The 25818-nt window shown below is 57.1% G+C and carries 18 protein-coding genes; 17 read left to right on the top strand and 1 reads right to left on the bottom strand.

The window, feature by feature from the left end; genetic code table 11:
* Positions 1-18: 18 nt before the first annotated feature.
* The 12 genes from ACN0VL_RS05100 (at position 19) to ACN0VL_RS05045 (ending at position 15876) form a co-directional block, all read left to right on the top strand.
* Positions 19-1062, top strand: coding sequence for an NADP-dependent oxidoreductase (locus ACN0VL_RS05100; RefSeq protein ID WP_417615141.1), 1044 nt, complete (start codon positions 19-21; stop codon positions 1060-1062).
* Positions 1063-1116: 54 nt separating this feature from the next.
* The gene (locus tag ACN0VL_RS05095) at positions 1117-1785 is read left to right on the top strand and encodes a glutathione S-transferase family protein (RefSeq protein WP_417615139.1); all 669 of its coding nucleotides are present in this window, start codon (positions 1117-1119) and stop codon (positions 1783-1785) included.
* Positions 1786-1916: 131 nt separating this feature from the next.
* Complete coding sequence (locus tag ACN0VL_RS05090) at positions 1917-3017, top strand: polyamine ABC transporter substrate-binding protein (RefSeq protein WP_417615137.1); 1101 nt, start codon at positions 1917-1919, stop codon at positions 3015-3017.
* A 24-nt stretch (positions 3018-3041) separates the two neighbouring features.
* Positions 3042-5519 carry an EAL domain-containing protein gene (locus tag ACN0VL_RS05085; protein ID WP_417615135.1) on the top strand — a complete coding sequence of 826 codons (2478 nt, stop codon included), beginning with the start codon at positions 3042-3044 and terminating at the stop codon, positions 5517-5519.
* A gap of 631 nt (positions 5520-6150) precedes the next feature.
* The gene (locus ACN0VL_RS05080) at positions 6151-7071 is read left to right on the top strand and encodes a metal ABC transporter substrate-binding protein (RefSeq protein WP_417615133.1); all 921 of its coding nucleotides are present in this window, start codon (positions 6151-6153) and stop codon (positions 7069-7071) included.
* A complete protein-coding gene (locus ACN0VL_RS05075; protein WP_417615131.1) occupies positions 7068-7988 on the top strand; it encodes a manganese/iron ABC transporter ATP-binding protein in 921 nt (306 codons plus the stop codon). The genes ACN0VL_RS05080 and ACN0VL_RS05075 overlap by 4 nt, the downstream gene beginning before the upstream one ends.
* Positions 7972-8829 (top strand): metal ABC transporter permease, encoded by an 858-nt coding sequence (locus ACN0VL_RS05070; RefSeq protein ID WP_417615129.1) that lies wholly within the window; start codon positions 7972-7974, stop codon positions 8827-8829. Before ACN0VL_RS05075 ends, ACN0VL_RS05070 begins: the two co-directional genes overlap by 17 nt.
* Entirely contained in the window at positions 8826-9665 is an 840-nt protein-coding gene (locus tag ACN0VL_RS05065) for a metal ABC transporter permease (protein ID WP_417615127.1), read from the top strand. Before ACN0VL_RS05070 ends, ACN0VL_RS05065 begins: the two co-directional genes overlap by 4 nt.
* 132 nt (positions 9666-9797) lie before the next feature.
* Entirely contained in the window at positions 9798-10727 is a 930-nt protein-coding gene (locus tag ACN0VL_RS05060; RefSeq protein WP_417615125.1) for a LysR family transcriptional regulator, read from the top strand.
* Positions 10728-10921: 194 nt separating this feature from the next.
* The gene (locus ACN0VL_RS05055; RefSeq protein ID WP_417615123.1) at positions 10922-12031 is read left to right on the top strand and encodes an NAD/NADP octopine/nopaline dehydrogenase family protein; all 1110 of its coding nucleotides are present in this window, start codon (positions 10922-10924) and stop codon (positions 12029-12031) included.
* Positions 12032-12096: 65 nt separating this feature from the next.
* Entirely contained in the window at positions 12097-13506 is a 1410-nt protein-coding gene (locus ACN0VL_RS05050) for a YfcC family protein (RefSeq protein WP_417615121.1), read from the top strand.
* A 264-nt stretch (positions 13507-13770) separates the two neighbouring features.
* Positions 13771-15876 carry a putative bifunctional diguanylate cyclase/phosphodiesterase gene (locus ACN0VL_RS05045; protein WP_417615119.1) on the top strand — a complete coding sequence of 702 codons (2106 nt, stop codon included), beginning with the start codon at positions 13771-13773 and terminating at the stop codon, positions 15874-15876.
* A gap of 111 nt (positions 15877-15987) precedes the next feature.
* On the opposite strand, the gene sstT is transcribed toward ACN0VL_RS05045, so the two are convergent.
* Complete coding sequence (gene sstT, locus ACN0VL_RS05040) at positions 15988-17208, bottom strand: serine/threonine transporter SstT (protein ID WP_417615118.1); 1221 nt, start codon at positions 17206-17208, stop codon at positions 15988-15990.
* A 403-nt stretch (positions 17209-17611) separates the two neighbouring features.
* Here sstT and ACN0VL_RS05035 point away from each other — a divergent pair, with 403 nt between their 5' ends.
* The 5 genes from ACN0VL_RS05035 (at position 17612) to ACN0VL_RS05015 (ending at position 25802) form a co-directional block, all read left to right on the top strand.
* A complete protein-coding gene (locus ACN0VL_RS05035) occupies positions 17612-21724 on the top strand; it encodes a hypothetical protein (RefSeq protein ID WP_417615116.1) in 4113 nt (1370 codons plus the stop codon).
* Between the two features lie 104 nt (positions 21725-21828).
* Complete coding sequence (locus tag ACN0VL_RS05030) at positions 21829-22746, top strand: ABC transporter substrate-binding protein (RefSeq protein ID WP_417615114.1); 918 nt, start codon at positions 21829-21831, stop codon at positions 22744-22746.
* A 217-nt stretch (positions 22747-22963) separates the two neighbouring features.
* Positions 22964-24115, top strand: coding sequence for an ABC transporter permease (locus ACN0VL_RS05025; protein ID WP_417615112.1), 1152 nt, complete (start codon positions 22964-22966; stop codon positions 24113-24115).
* A complete protein-coding gene (locus ACN0VL_RS05020) occupies positions 24112-25065 on the top strand; it encodes an ABC transporter ATP-binding protein (protein WP_417615110.1) in 954 nt (317 codons plus the stop codon). The genes ACN0VL_RS05025 and ACN0VL_RS05020 overlap by 4 nt, the downstream gene beginning before the upstream one ends.
* Positions 25062-25802 carry an ABC transporter permease gene (locus ACN0VL_RS05015; protein ID WP_417615108.1) on the top strand — a complete coding sequence of 247 codons (741 nt, stop codon included), beginning with the start codon at positions 25062-25064 and terminating at the stop codon, positions 25800-25802. Before ACN0VL_RS05020 ends, ACN0VL_RS05015 begins: the two co-directional genes overlap by 4 nt.
* The last annotated feature ends 16 nt before the right edge of the window (positions 25803-25818 follow it).

The raw sequence follows: 25818 nt of genomic DNA, 5'->3' as shown, positions 1-25818 counted from the left end.
AAGTAACAAGGAGTCCGTATGAAACAGAATAACGTGATTAACCGTCAGCTTACCCTGGCCTCACGCCCAGTGGGCGCGCCCACCACTGACGATTTTTCCCTGCAAGAAACAGCAATACCCGAGCCCAAACAAGGTGAAATCTTGCTGCGTACCGTGTTTTTGAGCCTGGACCCTTACATGCGCGGCCGCATGAGCGACGCCAAGTCCTACGCCGAACCGGTCGCCATGGGTGAGCCCATGGTCGGCGGCACCGTCAGCCGAGTGCAGCTAAGCCTGCACCCGGACTTTAAAGTTGGCGACTGGGTGCTGAGCTACAGCGGCTGGCAGGATTATGCTCTCTCGAATGGCGAGGGCCTGATCAAGCTGGACCCAGCCCAGGTGCCACCCTCTTATGCCTTGGGTGTGCTGGGCATGCCCGGTTTTACCGCCTATATGGGGTTGCTGGATATCGGCAAACCGCAACCGGGCGAAACCATAGTAGTGGCCGCCGCCACCGGCGCCGTGGGCTCCATGGTGGCGCAAATCGGTAAGCTCAAGGGCTGCAAGGTGGTCGCCATCGCCGGCGGTGCAGAAAAATGCCGCTATGCCCTGGACTCTCTGGGCGTGGACGCCTGCATCGACCACAAGGCCGATGACTTTGCCGAGCAGTTAGCCAAGGCCTGTCCAGCCGGCATCGATGTGTACTACGAAAACGTCGGCGGCAAGGTACTGGATGCGGTGCTGCCGCTGCTCAACACCGGTGCCCGTATTCCGGTATGCGGCTTAATTTCACAGTACAACGCCACCGCCCTGCCAAACGGGCCGGATCGCCTGGGTCAATTGATGGGCACTATTCTGGTTAAACGACTGACGGTGAAGGGCTTTATCATCTTCGACGATTACGCGCACCGTTATCACGAATTTGCCCAGGACATGAGCCAGTGGCTGCAGGACGGTAAAATTCACTACCGCGAGCAAATAGTGGAAGAACTGGATCAAGCGCCACAAGCCTTTATCGGCCTGCTGCAGGGTGAAAACTTTGGCAAGCTGGTGGTACGCGTCGGCGACGACGAACTGGCTTAACTGGCAACCGGGGTGGCCGTTGTCGCCGCCCCGCTCAATAAGAGAGGTCAACCCATGATCACACTGCATCATCTGAATCAGTCTCGATCCAAACGCATCATCTGGCTGCTGGAGGAACTGGGGCAGCCCTATCACATCGAACACTATCAGCGTAATGAACACACTCGGCTGGCGCCCCCAGAGCTAACCAAGATACACCCACTCGGCAAGTCCCCAGTCATCGAAATCGACGGCAAGGTACTGGCCGAGTCAGGCGCCATCACCGAATATTTGATCGAACGCTTTGCCCCCGAGCGGCTGGCTCCGGCTCGTGACCACCAAGATTACGCCGATTATCTGTACTGGATTCATTTCGCCGAAAGCTCGGCCATATTGCCGCTGCTGCTGAAGCTGTTCGTAGACATGGACGGTGCCGAAACCAACTTTCTGGCCCGCTATGCCGACACCGAAATAACCAAGGTAACCGGTCATCTGGAACAGAGCCTGGCCGGACGCGATTATCTGGTGGCCGACAAGCTCACCGGCGCCGACATCATGATGTCCTTCATCCTGGATATTCTCGCTAACAATAACGCCATAGCAGGTTACCCCAACATTGAGCGCTATCAGCAACAGTTGGCCAGCCACACAAGCTATCAGGCCGCCGAACGGACGGAAGCCAAATACCCGCTCGGCAGCAGAATAAAAGAACAAGATTCCCAACTGTCGTTCAAAAACGATTAATGCGGCGCCGTCCCAATTTATAGACAAAGGCATTGACGTTGCTGCGTTATTAAACGATGTTAGTAAACTACGACCAGTTCCAATAAGGTCTACACTAGCGCTTACTGGTGCGTATATTTAGGAGTTCATGGATGAACACTATTCCCCCATATTTCACTCTTGGCACGGCAAAGAACGCCCTGCTGACGCCTTTTCTCGCCGTCCTGCTGCTCGTTCCCGGACTGGCATTGGCGACAGAAAAACCCGCCACGCTGACCTTCCTCACCTGGGGGGAATATATCGATGACGACATGGTGGCCGAGTTTGAAACCGAACATAACGCCAAGGTCAAATTCGTCTATTACGAATCGGATGCTGCCCGCGACGAAATTATGACTACCTCAAATGCAGTGGGAGTGGATCTGATTCTGGTCGATTCTGTGACCACGTCTTTTTACCATCAATTAGACTGGATTACCGAGTTTGACTCCCGGCAAGCACCCAATTTAACCCAGGCCAGGCTGCCTGAACTGTCCGGACTCGAAGCCCGGGATAAGCGCTGTGTTCCTTATGCCTGGGGTACCACTGGCATCGCCTACCGCACGGATCTGGTTCCCGAACCCATGACCCGTTGGCAACAGCTTTATGAGCCCGCCCCCGAGCTTAAAGGTCGAATTTTGATGTCGGATAACGGGGAGGAAGTCATCGGCATGGCGCTCAAATCTCTGGGGTATTCCATGAACAGCGACGCCCCTCAACAGCTGGAGCAAGCCCGCCAGTTACTACTGGCCCAGGCACCCAGCGTTGCCGGGTATTCTCCCGTGGCGGTAGAGACATCAAAGGCCAAGCTGGTCACCGGTGAAGTCAGTGCCATCCTCACCTACAGTGGCGATGCCCTGATGCTGAAGGAAGCCGAACCCCGCATCGAGTATGTGCTGCCGGAAGAAGGCGGCGTGGTTTGGGCAGATTTTATTTGCCTTGCCGCCAAGGCGGATAATCCGGAGCTGGCGCATCGCTTCGTGGATTTCATCAATCGGCCCGCGCAGGCGGCAAAAAATGCGCTTTATATCAACAGCGCCACCCCCAACCAAGCGGCGGAGGCTCTGCTGCCTGCCGATTTTCTAAGTAATCCGCTTATTTACCCAGACAAAACCAAACTGGCAAAATCCGAAACCCATCACATACTGCCGCCAAAGCTTATCAAGCAGCACAGAAGGATCATGAGGGATATTACTCGAGCAAACCGCGAGTAGCTTAGTCATCGGCAGGAGAAGCAGATGCAACTCAAACCCAAGATAGCCCTGTGGCTATTGCCCCTGCTGCTGGTGCAAGCATTGGTGTTGATTGGCACCTCTTATCATCTTTATCAGAACTATGTCAGAAAGCAGATCCAGGTGCAGACCAAGGACTCTCTGCGGCAGGTAAAAAGTACCTTGCAGGCCAAGTTGAAGGTGATAGAGGGCGACAGCGCGATACTGGCCAGTAATGTGGTTCTTAACCGTTATTTGATGACCGATGAAAATATTCGAGCCCATGTCATGCATAACGTGCTGACCAGAGAGTTCGAGTCTTTTATGTCGATTTATCCCGAATACCAGGAAGTCAGCCTGCTGATGCCGGATGGCTATGAAGAGCTGGCACTGCTGATAGACGACTCCCTGAACCAGACCGATGACGAACAGGATACCGACTACTTCCAGGCCATAAAGACCTCGAATGCCGACTACAAGGTCTGCATCATCATCGACCCCGATACCGGCCGCTGGATGCTGATGGCACTCAGAAAACTGGTGCTGCACAACCCGGTAGAAAGAACCAAAAACAGCCAGGGCGAGGTCAAGGGCTACCTGGTCATCAAGTCCAACCTGGATTTCTTCAAGCCCATCGTCGACAACCACAGTCTGTTTAGCGAGGGGTTCAGTCTGCTTTATCATAACGACGGCACCCGGGTGCTGGAACAGGGAGACACTCGACTGTCGACCGAGGGGCTGTCGACTCTGGCCACTCTCGGGTTGGAGGCCAATGATGAATCTATTCGTTATACAGAAAACCTGTTGCTCGATGCACAAGCCTACCTGGTGGGACAAATGCCCTTGATGGACGGCCTCAACTTCTCCATCGGCTGGCCCGCATCCGGGCTGTACCAGTTACTGTGGGAAGTGAGTTCCAGCTCAGTCAGAAACACCGTCGCCGTCACGCTGGTCAGCATGCTGCTGCTGTATTGGCTGTTGAACCGGCTGCTTATGAATCCCATACAGCAGCTAGGCCAGTCGGCTCGCCAGCTAGGGCAAGGGAGGGGCTGGCACTTTTACAGTCGCAGCAATGACGAAATAGCCAGCCTGGCCAATACGGTACGGGATATGGGCCAGGCCCTGCTCGAACAGAAGCAGGAACTGCACGACATCGCGTATATGGACAGCCTCACCCGGCTGCCAAACCGACGTCAGCTGCTGGAAACTCTGGAGCATCACTATGCCAACAGCGATGACGCTCCCCCCGAGATCGCCCTGCTGTTTCTCGATCTGGATGAATTCAAGCACATCAACGATACCATGGGCCACGAGACCGGTGACGCCATGCTGATGGCCGTAGCTCGGCGCATAGAACAAGCCCTGCGTGAAACCGATATATTAAGCTCGACCACCGCCAGCAGGGAGGAGTCCTCCTCCCTGCTGGCTCGGCTGGGTGGTGACGAGTTCACCATACTGCTGCGGAACATCCGGAGCCGAAGCGAAGCCGAAACCGTGGCCAGACGCATCCTGGACGCCCTGGCTTCCCCCCTGATGGTAAATGACCGAAAGCTGCGTATCGGGGTCAGTATCGGCATCGCCCTGGCCGCCGAGGTGGGAGAAAACGTGAGCGAGCTGCTGAAAAGCGCCGATCTGGCCATGTACGATGCCAAACGCGAAGGCAAGAACACCTACCGCTTCTTCTGTCGCAGTTCTGCCCTGATCTCGCTCAAGAACCTGGAAATCAAGGACGATCTGCACCGAGCGCTCGACCACAATGAACTGCAGCTGGCCTACCAGCCCCAGATTTGCGCCCGCAGTGGCCGCTTGGTGGGCTGCGAGGCCCTGCTCCGCTGGCATCACCCGGACAAGGGCTGGATACCGCCCAATGTGTTTATTCCCATCGCCGAGCAATCCGGCCTGATCCTGCCGCTGGGCCGCTGGGTGATCCTGGAGGCCTGCCAGCAAATTAAAGCCTGGCAAGCCTGCGGACACCCGGTGCCTCGGGTATCGGTGAACGTCTCTTTTGTGCAGCTGATCAGGGAAAACATGCACCAGCTACTGCTGGATTGCCTGACCAGCCTGGATCTTGCTCCCGACTGCCTCTCGGTGGAGGTGACCGAATCCTGCATCATGCAGGGAGAAGAAGCCATCGCCCAGCTGAGGGAAATTCGCAAGGCCGGCATCCGGGTCGCTCTGGACGACTTCGGTACCGGCTATTCCTCTTTGAGTGCACTCAAAGGGCTACCAATAGACGAGCTGAAAATAGACAGAAGCTTTGTCACCGACCTGAACCAGGGCAACGATGGCAAGGCGATCATGTCCGCCGTGATTGCCATGGCCAAACAGCTCAACCTGGAAGTGGTGGCCGAAGGAGTCGAAAACGAGATCGAACTGGCCTACTTGCAGCAAAAGGGAGTGGATCTCATTCAGGGGTTTTACTTCTGTAAGCCTCTGCTGAAAGCAGAATTTACCGCCTACCTGAGCACAGACTTGGCGCCGCAACAACGGGTGGCTGAACTCTAAAACCGGCTTGCACCTGCCCACCGGTTGTTTATTCATCTACTCGGCTCCCTTTCACCAATGGCCGGTTATTACTCCGATACCAGGTAACAGCCTGTTGCTTGCATCAACCGCCGGAAACATCAGCCTTTGCCTGAGCCTTAGCTTGCTCCTGCTTGCGTTCACGTACCGCTATGTCCTGAAAAACGCCTTCGCCAAGGCGATCACCTTGGGGCACACCGTAGATTTGTTAAATGTGGCGTGGGTTACACGCTATATTTGAGATATAGATCACATTCACTTAATGTGGTGTCACGCTGGATGACACCCATGATGGGCCGCTGTGGCGGCCCTTGTTATGTCGTTCACTCATCTATTAATCAAGAGCCATGTACCCAACACATAATCAATAATAATTCTCATTTACATAAAATAAAGTAAAAGCTAGGCTCTAGGGTCTGTTGACCTTTCGAGATGATTTTTGAAACCCTACGGGTTCGGCTAAACGCGTTTTTCTCTTTGTTGAGAGATGCTTGCTTAGAGTGACTAGGCTACACACCTCCCGCCGCGATAAAAACGCGTTTAACTCGAACAAAATTTAACCGCGCAAGGTCAACAGACCCTAGATGTTTTCACGCTTTGTTAAGGAACAACCATGTTAGACAGGAAGGCAGTTGCTGCATTAAAGAGTTTGTTGGCAGTCGCATTTTCAGCCCTGTTGTTGGCCACCTCCGCCAGCGCTCAGGAAAAATTCAAGGCCGTGACCACTTTTACCGTGATTGCCGATATGGCGCAAAACGTGGCCGGTGATGTGGCCATTGTTGAGTCCATAACCAAGCCAGGTGCCGAAATTCATGAATATCAGCCGACCCCGGGGGATATTATTCGCGCCCACGATGCCCAGCTTATTTTTTACAACGGACTCAATCTTGAGTTGTGGTTCAAGAAGTTTTATCAAAACATGAAAGAAATGCCCGAAGTCGTGGTGTCCAATGGCATAGATCCCATGGGCGTAGTCGATGGCCCTTATGAGGGAAAACCCAACCCTCATGCCTGGATGTCACCTAAAAACGCCATGATTTACGTGGATAATATTCGCGACGCCTTCGTGAAGTACGATCCCGACAATGCCGAGATTTACCAAAACAATGCCGCCGCCTACAAGGCAAAAATTGCAGCGGAAATTGCGCCTATTCAACAGCTGATTAATGAGCTGCCTGCCGACAAGCGCTGGCTGGTTACCAGTGAGGGCGCCTTTTCTTATCTGGCCCGGGACTTTGGCTTGAAAGAGCTGTATTTGTGGCCCATTAACGCCGATCAGCAAGGCACACCACAGCAGGTACGCAAGGTGATAGACACAATGCGCCAGCAACACATACCCGCAATTTTCAGCGAAAGTACCATTTCCGACAAGCCCGCCAGGCAGGTCGCGCGGGAAACCGGCAGCCATTATGGCGGTGTGCTGTATGTCGACTCCCTTAGTGCGGCTGATGGCCCGGTGCCGACTTATCTCGACCTGCTCAGCGTCACTTCACAAACCATAGTGACCGGCATAAAAGAAGGATTGGCCAAATGATGGATCGGCATCAGCAAACAGATGAGGTCACCGCTTTCGCTGCCGGTGCCGGCATGAAAGTAGCAGACGTTACCGTGACCTATCGTAACGGCCATACGGCACTGCGGGACGCCAGTTTTGCCATTCCTACCGGCACCATAACGGCTTTGGTGGGCGTTAACGGCTCGGGCAAGTCGACCCTGTTCAAGGCCATTATGGGGTTTGTGCGCCTGGCCAAGGGCAATATCAGCGTCTTGGGCATGAGTGTTGACGAGGCCCTGCGCAAGAATCTGGTGGCCTATGTGCCACAAGCCGAAGAAGTGGACTGGAACTTCCCGGTGCTGGTCGAAGATGTGGTGATGATGGGTCGATATGGCCACATGGGTTGGCTGCGTCGCGCCAAAGCCGAGGATCACGCAGCGGTCGCTCAGGCATTGGCACGGGTCAATATGACCGAGTTTCGCAAACGCCAGATTGGGGAGTTATCGGGCGGCCAGAAGAAGCGGGTGTTTCTGGCCCGCGCCCTGGCGCAAAATGGTCGCATTATTCTGCTTGATGAGCCTTTTACCGGCGTCGATGTCAAAACCGAAGATCAGATCATCGCGCTGCTGCGTGAACTGCGGGCAGAAGGGCGCGTGATGTTGGTGTCTACTCACAACCTGGGCTCGGTGCCGGAATTTTGCGATCGCACCATCTTGATCAAAGGCACGATACTGGCCCATGGCACCACCCAGGATACCTTTACCCAGGATAACCTGGAGCTGGCCTTCGGCGGCGTACTGCGCCATTTTGTGCTCAATGAAAACAGTCACGGCCGATCTCATGCCATCGGTATTATCAGTGACGACGAACGCCCGCTGATCATCAAGGCCGGCCAGGTGCATAGCCGGGAAGCCCAAAGCAAGTCGGAGGGAAAAAGCGATGACGATACTGCTTGAACCCTTTGGTTATCAGTACATGATCAACGCCATGTGGGTATCTGCCCTGGTGGGCGGGGTGTGTGCATTTTTATCCTGTTACTTGATGCTGAAAGGCTGGTCGCTGATTGGCGATGCCTTGTCCCACTCCATAGTGCCGGGCGTGGCGGGCGCTTATATGCTGGGGCTGCCCTTTTCGCTGGGTGCGTTTCTTTCCGGTGGTCTCGCGGCCGGCGCCATGCTGTTTTTGAATCAACGCAGCAAGCTGAAAGAAGACGTGATTATCGGGCTGATTTTCTCCAGTTTTTTTGCGCTGGGCTTGTTTATGGTGTCGCTGAAACCCATGGCGGTAAACATCAAAACCATAGTGCTGGGCAATATTCTGGCCATCGATCCGCAAGACATACTGCAACTGGTGATCATCAGCCTGGTCTCGCTGCTGATCTTGCTGGTTAAATGGAAAGACATACTGGTGGTGTTCTTCGATGAAAACCATGCCCATTCCATTGGCATTAACCCTACTCGAATCAAGCTGCTGTTTTTTACGCTGCTGGCCGCCTCTACCGTCGCCGCCCTGCAAACCGTGGGCGCATTTCTGGTGATTTGCATGGTGGTCACACCGGGCGCGACCGCGTACCTGCTCACCGACCGTTTTCCCAGGCTGTTGATCATTGCCGTGATGATTGGTGCGCTCACCAGCTTTGTTGGCGCCTATGCCAGCTACTTTCTCGATGGTGCGACCGGCGGCATTATCGTCGTACTGCAAACCTTGTTGTTTTTACTGGCCTTTTTTCTGGCACCCAAGCACGGTTATTTTGCCGCCCGCCGCCGTGCGGCACAGGCGCTGGAGGTCACGCCATGATAGAGACCTTGTTGGCGCCGTTTCAGTTCAGTTTTATGGTCAACGCGCTGCTTATTTCGGTGCTGATTGCGGTGCCCACTGCCCTGCTGTCCTGCTTTTTAGTGCTCAAAGGCTGGGCCTTGATGGGCGATGCCATGAGTCATGCGGTGTTTCCCGGGGTGGTGATCGCCTATATCGTCGGCGCGCCCTTCACCCTGGGGGCCTTTATCGCCGGCATGGTGTGTGCGCTGTCGATTGGCTTTTTAAAGAACAACAGCCGCATCAAGCAAGATACCCTGATGGGCATAGTGTTTTCCGGCATGTTTGGTCTGGGGCTGCTGCTGTACGTCAAAATTCATTCCGATGTGCATTTGGATCATATTCTGTTCGGCGACATGCTGGGCGTGGGCTGGCCGGATATTATCGACACCGGCGTAATCGCCCTGGTCACTGTCGTGATACTGGGTGGTAAGTGGAAAGACTTTTTACTGCACGCCTTCGACCCCGCTCACGCCCAGGCCATTGGCCTCAGAGTCAATGTGCTGCATTACAGCCTGTTGTGCTTGATTGCGCTGACCATAGTGGCCGCCTTGAAGTCGGTCGGGCTGATTCTGGCCATCTCGCTGCTGATCGCCCCGGGCGCCATCGCCTTTCTGCTCACCAATAAATTCAGCACCATGTTGCTGTTATCTATGGTGATCGCCGTAACAGGCGCCTTTTTTGGCGTATATGGGTCATTTTTCATCGACAGTGCGCCGGCACCCACCATAGTGCTGCTGCTCACCCTGTTCTTTATTGCCGCCTTTATACGCGCCACCCGCAGGCAAGCAAGAGGTGATATACAGCTTGAAAAGTGAGCGACTGCTCACTGACATAAAAAGATCGGCACTCCATTTTCTGTCCATACATGTGCTCTAATACCCTATTTGCTTCTGGAGGGTGGCATGCCACCCAGTCCGGCCCAACTCAGGATGACAGGCTAACGCCTTATGAAACTCTCCCACCTCAACGCCTTCAAGGCGATTGTCGAATGTCAGACGGTCACGGCAGCCGCCGAGCGGCTTAATCTCAGCCAGCCGGCCACCAGCCGATTATTGGCGGCGCTTGAACAGCGGTTGGGGTTTCAGCTGTTTATCCGCAAGGGCAACCGGCTGCAGCTCAGCGACGATGGCGAGGCCTTTTATCTGGAGGTAGTCCGGGCTTTCGAGGCCTTCTCCGGGCTGGACAAGGCGGCGGCCTCCATTCGTGCTCATCGCTTCGGCAGCCTCAATATCGCCGCCATGCCGCTGCTGTCCAACGACTTTTTACCTCGCACCCTGGCCCGGTTTCTGCTTCACGCATCGCAAATGAAGGTGGCGCTGAAGACCTACCGTTCGGAAGAAGTGGTGAACAGGATACAAAGCCAGACCACCGACATCGGCTTTGCCTTTATCGATGAGCCACTGGCCGGAGTCAGAGCCCAGCGAGTGCAATGCGAGTCGGTATGCCTGCTGCCTGCCGGTTCACCCCTGGCAGAAAAATCACATATTGATGTGAATGATCTGGCCGAACTGCCGCTGATCCGCCATGAAAAAGACGTCAGCCAACGCCAGTTCGATGCGCTGCTGCGTCGCTATCAGCTGGACATGACCGAGCGAATAGAGGTGTCGCTGGCCACCACGGCGGCCGCCCTGGTACGGGAAGGTCTGGGCATGACGATCACGGATCCCTTTACCGCCCGCATTGCCAGCGAGCATAACGCCGTCATTGAACGGCCACTGGCCTTTTCATTGCCATTCGAATTTGAAGTGCTCTATCCGGCCCTGCGCCCACCCAATCGTCATGCCCAGCGCTTTATCGACCACTTTACCGAGCTGGCCGATGAGCTGGGAATAGCCCTGAATATGGGACCAATACGGGACCTCTCCGAACAAAGGTGATCCTGATCACATTTTACCTTCGATGGTGATGAGGCGCATCATAACGTTAACATCTTTCTCATCAACCCTTTACATGCCAACGCTCGGCACAGTATGTCTTTTCTGCATGGTGCGAGAAGGCCTGTGCATTATTCTAGGCTTACGGTTTTTCCTAATCTGACCCCCATCAGCCATTAATCGTCAGAGGAAATACCATGTCTACTCGTGTCTCAGTGATCGGTTCCGGTAATGCCGGTTTGACCGCCGCCTATCATTTATCCCTGCTGGGTACTCAGGTCTGCCTGTACGGTGCCCCCGGTTTCGATCAGCCCCTGGACGACATCGCCCAACGCGGTGGCATTCAGGCCCTGGCCGAGTTCAACGAGGTGCCTCTGGAATTCGCCGGTACCCAGGCCATCCACACCCTGAGCCGCGATCTGGCCGAGGCGGTGGCCTTCTCCGATGTGCTGGTACTGCCGGTCCCTTCCTTCGCCCAGGAGCCCCTGTTCAACGCCATGCTGCCTCATCTGCGCGATGGCCAGACAATATTGCTGATGCCGGGTAACTACGGCTCCCTGGTCTTTAACCGCATCAAGCAGGAAGCCGGCTACCAGGCCCTGGATGTGACCCTGGTCGATGCCATTTCCATCCCCTGGGCGACCCGCATCGTGGGTCCGGCGCAACTGGCCATTCTCGGCATGAAAGAGCACCTGCCGGTGGCGGCACTGCCCGCCAGCCGTACCCAGGAGGCCATTGAGCGCCTGCAGCCACTCATGCCGCTGCCCCTGACCGCTCTGGACAACGTGATTGCCGCCGGACTGGAAAACATCAATTTCGGTGGTCACCCGCTACTGACCACCCTCAACATGGGCCTGCTGGAAAACTTCAACGGCCAGTTCAATTATTACAAGGACTGCTGCTCACCGGCCACCGCCCGGGCGGCGGCGGTCATGGAGCAGGAACGGCTGGCGGTGGGCCAGGCCCTGGGCCTGACGCTGAAATCCGAACTGGAGGCCATGAACAGCCTGTATGGCCTGAACGCCGACAGCGTCTATGAGCTGAACCGCACCTCGGAAACCCACGGCAAACTCAACAGCGCGCCCAAGTCGTCCCAGGATCGCTACATCACCGAAGATGCCGCCTACCTGCTGGTGCCCTGTTTCGAATTCGGCCGGCTCGCCGGGGTGAAAACCGCCCTGGTCGAATCCTGCCTGCATATCGACAATGCCTATAACGAAGCCGACTACTTCCGCAGCGGACGCACTCTGGAAAAAATGGGCCTGGCCGGAAAGTCGGTTCAGGAAATCATGGAACTGGTTGCCTGATCCCCAGCCGAGGGGGCCGTCGCCCCTTCGTCGGGTATCCAGTTGATGTACATTAGGATGTTCTGATGAAAAAAATTAAGTTTCCTTCCGCTTACACCATCTTGTTTATGCTGACCATAGTCATGGCGGCCCTGACCTGGATCGTCCCCGCCGGTCAGTATCAGATGGAAAAGAACGAAGCCCTGGGCCGCGAGGTACCGGTAGCGGGTTCCTACCAGCCGGTGGATGCCAATCCACAGGGGATTGTCGAAATCATGATGGCCCCGGTGCAGGGGTTTTATGATCCCGCCAGCTATGCCGCCCGTGCCGTCGACGTGGCCCTGTTTGTGCTGGTGATCGGTGGCTTTCTGGGTGTGGTGACCCGCACCGGCGCCATCGATGCCGGCATCAACGGCAGCATGGCCCGGCTCAAGGGCCGGGAAAAGTGGATGATCCCCCTGCTGATGGGACTCTTTGCCCTCGGCGGCACCGTCTATGGCATGGCCGAAGAAACCCTTCCCTTCTATGCCCTGCTGATCCCGGTGATGATCGCCGCCGGCTACGACAGCATAGTGGGCGTCGCCATCATCATGATAGGTGCCGGTATCGGCTGCCTGGGCTCCACCATCAACCCCTTCGCCACCGTGATCGCCTCCAATGCCGCCGAAATCAACTTCATGGAGGGTTTTGGCCTGCGGCTGGCCATTCTGGTGCTGGGCTGGCTGGCCTGTGTCTTCTACGTGATGCGTTATGCCGAAAAAGTGAAACGGGATCCCTCTCGCTCTCTGGTCGCCCATCAGAAGGAAGACAACGAGCGTCACTTTCTGCACGGCAAGACACAGCAGGCCCCCGAGCTGACCCGGACCCGCAAGCTGATCCTGGCCATCTTCGCCCTGACCTTCGGCGTCATGATGTGGGGTGTGTCGGCGGGTGGCTGGTGGATGGCCGAGCTGTCGGCGCTCTTTATCGCGGCCAGCATACTGGTGGGCCTGGTGGCCCGGCTGTCGGAAACCGATCTGACCGGCAGCTTTATTGATGGTGCCAAGGATCTGCTCGGCGTGGCGCTGATTATCGCCATTGCCCGGGGCCTGGTGGTGGTAATGGATAACGGCAATATCACCCACACCATACTCCATTATGCCGAGGACCTGCTGTCGGGCATGCACCAGATCGTCTTTATCAACGCCATTTACTTTATAGAAGCGGTGATGAGTCTGATCGTGCCTTCTTCCTCCGGGTTGGCGGTGCTGTCGATGCCGATACTGGCGCCCCTGGCCGACTTTTCCGGCATCGGCCGCGATCTGGTGGTCACCGCCTTCCAGTCTGCCTCCGGCCTGCCCAACCTGGTGACGCCGACTTCCGGCATCGTCATGGGCGGCCTGGCCATAGGCCGGGTATCCTACGGCACCTGGCTGAAATTTATCGGCCCCCTGCTCGGCGTGCTGACCCTGATGGTGATGGCGCTGCTCAGCCTGGGCGTGATACTGGGTAATTAATTCACCGTTCAGCATCGATAACAAAAGGCCGCGGGCATTATGCCCGCGGCCTTGCTCGTTCTTCAGCCCCTGGGATCAGGCGTTATTCTGCTCTACCTGGCACTCGGCTTGCTCCCGATCAATAAAGCTGCTTTTTGGTAGCTAATTATTCATATGAAACCTATTCTGATACCTGTGCCTGACTATAATGGTGGGAATGATTTTTATAACAAGCAGGTAACTGGCGTACCTCTTCGCATTGCGCCATGGACGGAGCAATAACACATGGGTGTAGAAACATTCGACGTCGCCGTCGAAATACTGAAGGCACTGGTTTCGCTATCTATTCTGGGAGTCCTGATTTGGCAGGGACGATCCCGTAATCTGAAACAAAAAGGCTGGGCCAGAATCGTGACCGGCTTCGCCCTGCTGACCTTTGCCTCCCTGCTGGATATTACCGACGAGTTTGCTGCCCTGTCACCATTCATCGTGATTGGCGATACGCCAGCTCAAGCCTTTCTGGAAAAGGTAGTGGGGTATTCGGGTGGCTTCCTGATGCTGTTGTGGGGGCTGTTAATCTGGCTCCCTACCCAGAGCCAGATGACGGAGCGCCTGCACCGGCAGGTCCGGGAGCATACTTCCGAACTGCTGAAGGCGAAAACATTTACCGAAGCCGTGGTGGGCCAGAGTCATGATCTGGTAGTAGCCTGCAATATCGACGGCCACATCATCCACTGTAATAACCGCAACCTGGAAGATTTGCCCTGGGCCACCGCAGGCCTGAGCCTCAAGGAGTGGCACCGTCGCTATCCCTGCTATGCGGCAAACGGGGAGTCTCCCCTGTCTCTGAAGCAATTACCGCTTTACCGTGCCCTGCGTGGTGAAGTGATCGAAGCGGAAGAAATCACCATCCGGGAGCAGGACCAGTCTCTCCATATTCTGCTGCTCAGTGGCGGTCCCATCCATGATGAAACGGGTAACCAAATTGGCGCCATGATCTCGGCTTACGATATCACCGCCCAGAAACGGCTCGAAGAACAGCTCAGGCACCAAGCTCAGCACGATAATCTGACCGGCCTGCCCAACCGACTGTTGTTTCATGACCGACTGACGCAAGCCATCCAGCTGGCACACAGGAGCAAGGCTCCGGTGACGGTCATGATGCTGGATTTGGACAGGTTCAAGGAGGTCAACGACAGCCTGGGGCATGCCGCCGGGGATCTGCTGCTGCAGCAGGTGACCCGGCGACTGCAACTGTGCCTGCGCGCTCATGATACCCTGGCCCGCCTGGGCGGTGACGAGTTCGCCATCGTGCTGGTCCCGACTCAACACGATGTTCCCTTCTCTCCCCAGACCGTCGCCAAGCGCATACTGGAACAACTCACCCAGCCCTTCTGGCTGCATGAGCAGCAGGTCCGGATCAGCGTCAGCATCGGCATTGCTCAGTATCCTGAAGACGGACAAACCAGCGAGACGCTGCTGCTCAATGCCGATGCCGCCATGTACCAGGCCAAGGCCGAGGGTCGTAACGCCTACCATTGCTATCAGCCAGAGCTGAACCAGGAAGCCCTGACACGGCTGACGCTTGAAAACGACCTGGCACAAGCGCTCGAACGAAACCAGTTCAGCGTCCACTATCAGCCCCTGGTGCAAGCGGCCAACGGTCGCTGTGTGGCGGTTGAGGCCTTGCTGCGCTGGCAGCATCCGGTCAGGGGACCGATCTCCCCCGCCGAGTTTATTCCACTGGCCGAGCGCAGTGGCTTGATAGTCCCCCTCGGCGAATGGGTGCTGCGCACCGCCTGCAGCCAGCTGCAGCACTGGCAACAGCAGGGCCTGCCCCTGCTCAGGGTGTCGGTCAATCTGTCGGAACGACAGCTGCATCAGCCGGATCTGGTCAAGCGCATAGCACAGATACTGCAGGAAACCCGGTTACCCGCCGGCAGTCTCGAACTGGAGCTGACCGAAAGCATGCTGATCCAGGGCAACGAGTCCATACTCATCCTGCTCGCCAGCATACGGCAACTGGGGGTACAGCTGGCCATCGATGATTTTGGTACCGGCTACTCTTCGCTGTCTTACCTGAAGCAGTTTCCGGTCAGCCGGCTGAAACTGGATCGCTCCTTTGTGCAGGACATTCCCCGGGATACGGTACTCAGCCTGGCGATTATCGAACTGGCCCACCGACTGCACATGAAGGTGGTAGCCGAAGGGGTGGAAAACGAGGCCCAGCGGGACTTCCTGATAGCCCACGGTTGCGACGAGCTGCAGGGGTTCCTGTTTTCCAGGGCGGTACCGGCCGACGAGCTGGCCCAACTGCTGGCCCCGACCGGTACGACCCCGTCTGCCTTCCAGGCAGGCACTCCCTTTGGCTCCCCGGCCAGATCAGGCTGACACCGTTCTTACTGCGGCTGGAGTGATACCGGGCCGTAGTGCCAGTATTCAGAGATAAAAAAAGGCCGCGGGCATATGCCCGCGGCCTTGCGCTTTCTTCAGGTCCGAGAATCAGGCTTTGTTTTGTTCAGCCTGGCAAGCGGCGGCGGTAAACAGCACATCGGTAGAACTGTTCAGGCCGGTTTCTGCCGAGTCTTGCAGCACACCAATAATAAAGCCCACCGCCACAACCTGCATGGCGACTTCATTGGAAATACCAAACAGGCTACACGCCAGCGGTATCAGCAGCAAAGAGCCACCCGCTACGCCCGACGCACCACAGGCAGACACAGCCGCTATTATGCTTAACAGCAAGGCAGTACCCATATCCACTTCAATGCCCAGGGTATGTACGGCAGCCAGGGTCAGCACGGTAATGGTAATGGCGGCCCCCCCCATGTTAATGGTGGCTCCCAGCGGGATGGAGACCGAGTAAGTATCTTCATGCAGGTCAAGGCGCTTGCACAACTCCATGTTGACCGGAATGTTGGCCGCCGAACTACGGGTAAAGAAGGCGGTAACGCCACTTTCACGCAGGCACTTGAATACCAGCGGATAAGGGTTGCGGCGAATCTTGATATAAACGAGCAGCGGGTTCATCACCAGCGCAATCACCAGCATGGACCCCAACAACACGGCCAGCAAATGGGCATAGCCCCACAAGGCATCAAAACCGGTGGCGGCTATGGTATTGGCCACCAGGCCAAAAATACCGATAGGCGCCAGGCGAATGACTACTTTTACGATGCTGGATACGCCATCGGCGATGTCTTTAAACAGATGCTTGCTGGAGTCTGCACCGTGGCGCATCGCCAGGCCCAAACCAATGGCCCAGGCCAATACTCCGATAAAGTTACCGGTCAGCAGCGCATTAACGGGGTTATCAACCACCTTGAACAGCAGCGTCTGCAAGACTTCGCCTATACCCTCGGGCGGCGTTGCCTCGGCGCCGTTGGTCGCCAACACCAGTTCGGTAGGAAACGCAAAGCTCATCACCACGGCGGTTAACGCCGCCACAAAGGTCCCCACCAGATACAGGGTCAAGACGGGCTTGATACTGGTCTGGCTGCCTTTTCGGTGGTTGGCAATCGACGAAGCCACCAGTACAAAAACCAGTACCGGCGCCACGGCCTTCAGCGCGCTAACAAACAAGTTACCCAACAAGCCAACCGAGATGGCGGCCTCTGGCGCAACAACGGCCAGCAGGGTACCGGCAATAATGCCAATCAAAATCTGCGTCACTAAACTAACACGGTTAGACAGACGCAATAACAGGGGTTGTGTGGAGCTCATAGTCATCCTTTGATGGGTAAAAAATCCATCTCATATACCAATATTGTGGTGACTTTATAGCATAAACCACTAGAAAAAAACCAAAGGTGTAGCACTTTGCAACAGACTGCACATCTAGACCCCATTTTAATGCTGTTTGGTTATATAAAAAATCTTAGCGCTCAGTTTTAGCAATAAAAAAACCGGAGCACAGCCGGAGTACGTAAGGGGTGAGGGGTGAGGGGTGAGGGGTGAGGGGTGAGGAGGAAAACACCGATGCTGCAGATATGCAGTTTTGACCACTATCTCCTTTATCTCCTTGCGTCTCACCGATCACGATTATGTTTAAAGCCTTCGTGCTAGGCTATAACCCAGACAGAATCACAATACCGCCCGTTATCGACTCAGCAAAGAAGGGAATCTTATGCGCCGAGGCACGCTTGTATTACTGATGATGCTTACCCTGTTTTCGCTTTCTGCTCGCGCCATCAGTCCAGAGCAAGTACCGGCGCCGTTACAGCCCTGGATAAACTGGGTGCTGGAAGGCGAGGAGCAGCGCCAATGTCCCTTCATCTATAACCAGGCCGATGGCTATCAATGCGCCTGGCCAACGCGACTGACGCTGAAGTTAACCGATAATGGCGGCCAGTTCAGTCAGCAGTGGCAACTGTATGCCGAGAGCTGGGTGCAGCTGCCCGGTAATCAGCAACACTGGCCACAACACATCACAGTAAACGGTAACCCCCAGCCAGTCTCGGTTGATAATGGCCGCCCTCGCATCAAGCTGCCCGCCGGCCAACATCTGATTACCGGGCAATGGCAATGGGCGCGATTACCTAAAAACTTGATGCTGACCCCGGCAACCGGGTTGTTAGCACTTACTATCAACAATAAGGTTGTGGAATCGGTAGAGCTGGATGACAAAGGCCGTTTGTGGCTGGGCAAAAACAACCCGGATCAAGCCGCTACGACACCCCAAGGCGATGCCCTGTCGCTGCAGGTGTATCGCAAGGTAGCAGACAATATTCCCCTGCAGGTGACCACCCTGGTGAACCTGGACGTCGCCGGTGAACAGCGTGAGCTCTTGCTGGGCCCGTTATTACTCGATCGGCAAATACCGCTGCAGCTTGATAGCCCCCTGCCCGCCAGACTGGAGCCCGATGGCCGGTTGAGAGTGCAGGTTCGCCCCGGCCGCTGGAGCATCAGTCTGGTTAGCCGCCACCCCGCCAATATCAACCGCCTGACTCTGCCCGAGGCTCCCGCTCCCTGGCCAGAACAGGAAGTCTGGGTGTTTCAGGCCGCCCCTTCGCTGCGCCTGGTGGAAGTAGAAAACCTGACGGCCATCGATCCCCAGCAAACAAACCTGCCGGCGGATTGGCGGCAGTTACCGGCTTATCAAGTCACCCGGGGCGAGAGCATGCAGCTTCGAGAGATTCGCCGCGGCAATCAAGATACACAACCCGACCAATTGCGCCTGCAGCGCCAGCTGTGGCTGGACTTTGATGGTGGCGGTTATAGTGTGCAAGACACCATTACCGGCCAAATGAACCAGGGCTGGCGGCTGGAAACCCGCCCCGAGTTGCAGCTGGGGCGGGTCGCGATTGACGGGCAAGCCCAGTTTATTACCCAACAGCCCGAGTCGGAGCAAGTGGGGGTGGAGGTGCGTCGCGGTCAGCTTGATTTAACGGCCGATAGCCGCTACCAAGGAGCCATTTATACCCTGGCAGCCGTTGGCTGGGATCTTGACTTGCAGTCTCTGCATACCCGATTACACCTGCCGCCCGGCTGGCTTTTGCTCTCGGCCTCGGGCATGGATCAAGCGCCCGAGACCTGGCTACAGCGCTGGACCCTGCTGGACTTGTTTTTGGTATTGATTGCCGCCGTGGCCGCCTTTCGCCTATGGGGTTGGCAATGGGGGCTGGTCACCTTGCTGACGCTGGCACTGATCTGGCACCAGGCGGCAGGCCTGGGGGCACCGCGCTGGGTGTGGTTGCATCTGCTGGCCGCCACGGCACTGCTTAGGGTGTTACCCGCTGGCCGCTTGAAGAAAGGGGTGATCGGTTATCGTAATCTCAGCCTGCTGGTGCTGTTGCTGATTGCCATTCCTTTTATGGTGGATCAGGTACGTACTGCCATGTATCCGCAGTTAGCGCACACTACGCCCGACAACCCTGCTCCCATTATGGCGGAGGCACCCATGGAGTCGATAAGCCGTGACCAGCTGGAACTGGCCGCTCCGTTATTACAACAGCAAGATCTTGCTGCCAAGCGCCTCTCTTCTGCTGCGGCCCCGGGTAAGGCGGCGCCGCTCACGCAAATCGACCCCAACGCCAAGGTACAAACCGGATCCGGCCTGCCCAACTGGCAATGGAACAGCATAGACTTTACCTGGAATGGCCCGGTACAACGGGATCAGCAAATACAACTGGTGCTGCTTTCTCCGACCATGAACCTGATATTAAACCTGCTGCGCGTGCTGCTGGTCAGCCTGTTGATATTACGCATGGCGGGGGTGAGTATCAGCCGGCAACAGGGAATCCATCAACAGCACAGCCTGTGGTCGTTGCTGGTGCCCGCTACCCTGGTTATTCCGTTGCTCATGGCGGTGCCCACCCCGGTACAGGCAGACATGCCCGATGCCCGGCTGTTAGCCCAACTTAAAGAACGCCTGCTGGCGCCCCCCGACTGCCTGCCACAGTGCGCGCAAATCACCAGCATGCAGCTCACCGTCGATGCACAACAACTGGTTGCCGATCTCGAAGTACATACCCAGCAAAACGTGGCCGTTCCGCTGCCCGCCAACGCCGAGCACTGGTTACCCAGTCAGGTACTGCTGGAGGGTAGCGCCACCAGCGCCCTGCTCCGCCATCAGGACGGCACCCTGTACATGCGTCTGCCAGCCGGTATTCATGCCGTGCGTCTCGCCGGCCCCCTGCCCAAACAGGGCAACATACAGCTGCCACTGCCGCTGCGCCCCCATAGGGTCACGGTGCAAGCCTCGGGCTGGACCCTGCAAGGGGTCGATGAAAATGGCGTGCCCCATGCCCAATTGCAATTAAATCGGGTGCAGCCAACCCACTCGGCCTCAACTCCCCGCAAGCTGGAGCCGGGGGCGCAACCGAGCTTCGTGCAGGTAAACCGCGTGTTACGGCTGGATCTGGACTGGACCATAGAAACGCGCGTGCGCCGCCTATCCCCGCCTGGTCAGCCTGTTTCCCTGGCCATCCCTTTGCTCACCGGTGAGTCGGTACTCACGGATGGCATTGAGGTGCAAGACGGCAAGGCGATACTGAGTCTGGCAGCCAACCAGCGTGAAGCCAGTTGGCAGTCGCGCCTGGACAAGTCAGCCGAGCTGACGCTGACCGCCGCCGATACCGAACGCTGGACCGAAAGCTGGCAACTGGATGCCAGCGCCATCTGGCACGTAGCAACCAGCGGCCTGCCGGTGATCCATCATCAGGATGCCGGCGGACACTGGCTGCCGGAATGGCGACCCTGGCCAGGTGAATCACTGGCGCTACGCATCACCCGCCCTGCCGGCGTAACCGGGCAAACCCTGACCATAGACAGCACCAGGCTGACGATGGCGCCAGGTCACAGAGCCGTGGATGCCAGTCTGGTGCTGCAACTACGCAGCAGCCAGGGCGGTCAGCACAGCCTGCAACTGCCCGACGACATCAGCCTGCAGTCGGTAGTCATCAACGGTAAAAGCCAACCCATTCGCTTGCAACCAGACAACAGCCTGACCATTCCGCTGACCCCTGGTGCACACAGTCTGAACATCAGCTGGCGCCATAATGGCGGCATTCAACCGCTGTACACCACGCCCGTCATCGGGTTGAACAGCCCCAGCGTCAATAATGAGATTGAACTCACCCTGGGTGAGGACCGCTGGGTGTTATTCGCCATGGGGCCACACATGGGCCCGGCAGTATTATTCTGGAGCTTGCTGGCGATTACCCTGCTGCTGGCCCTGGCCTTAAGCCGCGTGCCCTTTACGCCACTGCGTTTTCATCATTGGTTATTGCTGGGCATAGGGCTGACGCAAATACCGCTATGGATGACTTTTATCGTGGTGGGCTGGTTACTGGCCTTGGGTTTGCGTGGCCGCTGGCAACATGAAGCGGTGGGCAAATGGTTCAACCTGGTACAAATCGGCTTGGTACTGCTTACCCTGCTGGCCTTGAGCTATCTGTTTTTTGCCATACAGCAGGGCCTGCTGGGGCTGCCCAATATGCAGATTAGTGGCAACCACTCTTATGGCAATCTGCTGCGCTGGTATCAGGATAGAAGCGATGCCAGCCTGCCTCAGGCCTGGGTATTATCCGTGCCCTTGCTGGTGTATCGCTTGTTGATGCTCGGCTGGGCATTGTGGCTGGCCTTTGCCCTACTCGGCTGGCTGCGCTGGGGATGGGAGTGCTTCTCTTGGCACGGGATCTGGCGGCCATTCAGCCTGCGCATCGCGCGACATGCCAAAACAGACAAAACAGATGTGATCCCAGGCTCGGAGAGTGGCAAAAAGCCACCCCAAAACTGAGTCTAGTGGGAATCAAATGAGGTTAGCGGTTTACCGACAGGCGAGCATTGCATAGAGTAACCCATGCATTGACAGGACCCGTATTCAAGACAAGGACAAATTACATGAAAAAGTCGCTGGCTTCGGCCATGTTTACCCTTTCTCTGGTTGTGGCACAGCCCGGCCTGGCCGCCGACGCCATAGTGGTGTCTTCCAAGATAGATACCGAAGGCGGTCTGCTGGGTAATGTTATCTATCTGGCGCTGGAAAACGCGGGGCTAGATGTAGAGAATCGCTCCCAGCTGGGGGGCACCCCCATAGTGCGCAAAGCCATTACCTCCGGTGAAATCGATATCTACCCGGAATACACCGGCAACGCCGCTTTCTTCCACAACCGGGAAGCCGAGTCGGCATGGAGAAACTTTGAGCAGGGCTACGAGCTGGCCAAACAGCTGGACTACGACCAGCACCAGCTGGTCTGGCTGACGCCGGCCAACGCCAACAACACCTGGGCCATAGCGCTGCGTCAGGATATTGCCGATAGTAACCACTTACAAACCATGTCCGACTTCGGTCGCTACGTCAGCCAGGGCGGCAAGGTCAAACTGGCTGCTTCGGCCGAGTTTGTGTCCAGCCCGGCGGTATTACCTGCCTTTCAACAGACCTATGATTTCACGCTAAGCGATAATCAGCTGCTGGTGCTGGCCGGTGGCAACACGGCGGCCACCATCAAGGCCGCCGCGCTGCAGACCGATAACACCAACGCGGCCATGGTCTACGGCACAGACGGCGCCATCGCCTCGGTCGGCCTGGTAGTCATGGAAGACGACAAGGGCGTACAACCCGTTTATGCCCCGGCGCCCATAGTGCGCGAACAAATCCTGCAGGCACACCCCGAGATCGCCACCATTCTGGGACCCATCTTCCAATCGCTGGACGTCAAGACCCTGCAACAGCTGAACAGTCGCATCGCCATCGGTGGCGAAAGCGCTCAGGCGGTGGCCAGAAGCTACCTGTCCGACAACGGCTTTTTGAAGGACTGACACGCATCGGCCAAAGGGCCCGCTCCGCCGACTCGCCGTAAACCCCTCCCTGGAGGCTCAGCCGCGCCACCCATGGCGCGGATGGTCGGCGGAGCAGACCCTTTGCCCTCCTTTATGCTCTGGTGTCGCCTGTCTGCACTCCCACCAGCACCTCGGTTGCTGCTGAGAGACAGCAATATAAATCGACGGTTTTTTTAAGTATGTGCCAGGAGTTTTTTTGAAGTTTTCCAATCTGGACAAGGTCGGCAGTACGCTCGGGGTTGCCCTGCTGCTGTCGTTGTTTGCCCTGCCCTTCGTCAGCCTGCAACCCAACCGCATCATGCCCGGCCAGAGCCTCGGCCTGCTGGATGCGGCCAGCCTTTATTCGCTGGCACCACTGCTGGTGATGTTAGCGCTTACCAGCCTGCTGTCCCTTTTCAACACTGCATTGGGCGCTCGGCTGCTGCTGACCTTTCTGACGCTGATGGCGCTGATGTATACCGCCGGTGCCAGTGGAACACAGCTGCTGAGCGATGCCAGCCCACTGTCTCGGGTTTCGCTCAACGCCGGCTTCTGGCTGGCCATATTCTGGCTGGCGCTGTTGCTCACCGATGTCGCCATCAAGCTGGCACTCACTCCCCTGCTCCGGCTGGCGCTGGTTATCTCGATAGTGACGGCGGTCATGATATTGCTGGCCTCCGGCCACTGGAATGCATTATCGCTGTTGCGGGAATATCACAATCAAACCGACTTCTGGCATCAGGCGGTTCGTCATCTGCAGCTGTCCCTGGGCAGCATCATCCCCGCGGTGCTGGTGGGCATTCCGCTGGGCGTGCGTTGTCATCGCTCGGCCAGGCTGAAGGCCATGGTGTTTCCGGTGCTTAATATCCTGCAGACCATCCCCAGCCTGGCCATGTTCGGCCTGCTGATGATCCCCCTCAGCCTGCTGGCTACCGGCTACCCGATACTGGCCGAACTGGGCATCCGCGGTATTGGCGCCGCCCCGGCGGTGATCGCCCTGTTCTTCTATTCGCTGTTACCCATAGTGAGTAATACCGCGCTGGGGTTCGACAAAATAGACCCTCAGGTACGGGAAGCCGCCCTTGGCATGGGGATGAACGCTGGTCAGCGGCTGTGGCAAGTGGAGTTTCCGCTGGCCATGCCGGTGATCCTGACCGGCTTGCGCGTAGTGGTGACCATGAACATCGGTCTGGTGGCCGTCGCCGCCTTGGTCGGTGGCGGCGGTTTTGGCACCTATATTTTTCAGGGGCTGGGCCAGACAGCCACCGATCTGGTGATACTGGGCGCCGTGCCTACCCTCATACTGGCCTTTTTATTCGCCATTGTGATCGACACCCTGATTGCCCTGCAACGAGGCGATAAAACATGATCGAAGTAAAAGATCTCGGCAAACGATTTGGATCTCAAGTTGCCGTCAAGGATCTCTCATTCAAGGTGGATCACGGCCGGTTCTGCATGCTGGTGGGCACCTCGGGCTGTGGCAAATCCACCACGCTACGCATGATCAACCGGCTGATAGAGCCCAGTCACGGCCAGATCCTGATCAATGATCAGGATGTCACCACATTGCCGCCAGAACAGCTGCGGCGGCGCATCGGCTACGTCATTCAGGGAGTGGGGCTTTTTCCTCATCGAACCATCCATCAGAATATTGCCACCGTACCCAAACTACTGGGCTGGGAAAAAGCGGATATCGATGCTCGGGTTACCGAGCTGCTGACCCTGTTCAAGCTGGATGCCAGCACCTTCGCCGGCAAATACCCACACCAGCTGTCGGGCGGCGAACAACAGCGGGTAGGCGTGGCCCGGGCACTGGCCGCCCGGCCGGAGCTGCTGCTGATGGACGAGCCTTTCGGTGCCCTGGATCCATTAACCCGGGAGTTGCTGCAAGACGAACTGTTAAGGGTACAGAAGCTGCTGGGCATCACCATCATAATGGTGACCCACGATCTGGAAGAAGCGGTGAAAATGGCCGATGTGATCGCGGTCATGGACAAGGGTGAGCTGCTGCAACTGGACAGCCCCGAAACCCTGTTACGCCACCCCCGAGAAGGCTTCGTGCAGAGTCTGGTGGGCGGGATGGACAGGTCGCTGCGACTGCTGGCCATCAAGCAGGTGAGTCAGGTGATGACGCCCCTGCCCTTGCAACAACAGCCTGCGGCAGCGGCGCCCACCATCACGGCCAGCACCAGTCTGCGCGATGCCATGGCGCTGCTGATCTGGGAGAAGGCGCAACAACTGCGGGTAGTGGATGATGCCGGCAACCCCCTAGGTCAGGTTACGCTGCATGATTTATTGCAACAGGGTGCCAGAGCATGATGCGTCCGTCTGTTCGCGGCTGGCTGGGCATGGGCCTCCCCTTGCTGGTGTTGCTGATCATGACCCTGAACATGTCATGGCTGGAGCCACTGTTTCGCCCCTTGGTAGATGCCCGGGCTCCGGCCATTTACCCTCGCGACAGCTTCTTCAACCTGCTGATCTGGCACCTGGCGGCGGTCTTCCTCGCCATTGCCGCGGCCACCCTGGTGGCAGTGGGTGGCGGCATTCTGGTTACCCGCGCCGCCGGCCGGGAATTTCTGCCCCTGGCCCGGGCCATCGCCAACCTGGGCCAGACCTTTCCGCCGGTGGCGGTGCTGGCGCTGGCAGTACCGGCGCTGGGTTTTGGTCTGACACCCACTCTGGTGGCGCTGTTTCTCTATGGCATGCTGCCTATCTATGAAAATACCGTCACCGGCCTGCAGCAGGTGCCCGACAGCGTGCGTGAGGCGGCGCGCGGCATGGGCATGAGCCCGCGCCAGCAACTGTGGTCGGTGGAGCTGCCACTGGCACTGCCGATGATCATCGCCGGCATCCGTATTTCGCTGGTGATCAGCATAGGTACCGCCACCATAGGGTCGACGGTGGCGGCCAAGGGATTCGGGGAGGTGATTATTGCCGGCCTGCTGACCGACAATATGGCCTTCGTGCTGCAGGGCGGCATTATGGTTGCGCTGGTGGCCATACTGACCGACGCCCTGTTTCAGCGGCTGGAACGGCGGCTGTCGCCGCCGGGCTGAACGATCAGCGCTTCAA

It is taken from the genome of Oceanisphaera sp. (assembly GCF_048268965.1).
Taxonomy (GTDB): domain Bacteria; phylum Pseudomonadota; class Gammaproteobacteria; order Enterobacterales; family Aeromonadaceae; genus Oceanimonas.
The sequence above is the reverse complement of the archived record's forward strand: the minus strand, read 5'-3'. Positions and strand labels throughout refer to the sequence as shown.

Coding starts and splice junctions, on each gene's coding strand:
- ACN0VL_RS05100 (WP_417615141.1), top strand. CDS start 19: ATGAAACAGAATAACGTGATTAACCGTCAGCTTACCCTGGCCTCACGC.
- ACN0VL_RS05095 (WP_417615139.1), top strand. CDS start 1,117: ATGATCACACTGCATCATCTGAATCAGTCTCGATCCAAACGCATCATC.
- ACN0VL_RS05090 (WP_417615137.1), top strand. CDS start 1,917: ATGAACACTATTCCCCCATATTTCACTCTTGGCACGGCAAAGAACGCC.
- ACN0VL_RS05085 (WP_417615135.1), top strand. CDS start 3,042: ATGCAACTCAAACCCAAGATAGCCCTGTGGCTATTGCCCCTGCTGCTG.
- ACN0VL_RS05080 (WP_417615133.1), top strand. CDS start 6,151: ATGTTAGACAGGAAGGCAGTTGCTGCATTAAAGAGTTTGTTGGCAGTC.
- ACN0VL_RS05075 (WP_417615131.1), top strand. CDS start 7,068: ATGATGGATCGGCATCAGCAAACAGATGAGGTCACCGCTTTCGCTGCC.
- ACN0VL_RS05070 (WP_417615129.1), top strand. CDS start 7,972: ATGACGATACTGCTTGAACCCTTTGGTTATCAGTACATGATCAACGCC.
- ACN0VL_RS05065 (WP_417615127.1), top strand. CDS start 8,826: ATGATAGAGACCTTGTTGGCGCCGTTTCAGTTCAGTTTTATGGTCAAC.
- ACN0VL_RS05060 (WP_417615125.1), top strand. CDS start 9,798: ATGAAACTCTCCCACCTCAACGCCTTCAAGGCGATTGTCGAATGTCAG.
- ACN0VL_RS05055 (WP_417615123.1), top strand. CDS start 10,922: ATGTCTACTCGTGTCTCAGTGATCGGTTCCGGTAATGCCGGTTTGACC.
- ACN0VL_RS05050 (WP_417615121.1), top strand. CDS start 12,097: ATGAAAAAAATTAAGTTTCCTTCCGCTTACACCATCTTGTTTATGCTG.
- ACN0VL_RS05045 (WP_417615119.1), top strand. CDS start 13,771: ATGGGTGTAGAAACATTCGACGTCGCCGTCGAAATACTGAAGGCACTG.
- sstT (WP_417615118.1), bottom strand. CDS start 17,208: ATGAGCTCCACACAACCCCTGTTATTGCGTCTGTCTAACCGTGTTAGT.
- ACN0VL_RS05035 (WP_417615116.1), top strand. CDS start 17,612: ATGCGCCGAGGCACGCTTGTATTACTGATGATGCTTACCCTGTTTTCG.
- ACN0VL_RS05030 (WP_417615114.1), top strand. CDS start 21,829: ATGAAAAAGTCGCTGGCTTCGGCCATGTTTACCCTTTCTCTGGTTGTG.
- ACN0VL_RS05020 (WP_417615110.1), top strand. CDS start 24,112: ATGATCGAAGTAAAAGATCTCGGCAAACGATTTGGATCTCAAGTTGCC.
- ACN0VL_RS05015 (WP_417615108.1), top strand. CDS start 25,062: ATGATGCGTCCGTCTGTTCGCGGCTGGCTGGGCATGGGCCTCCCCTTG.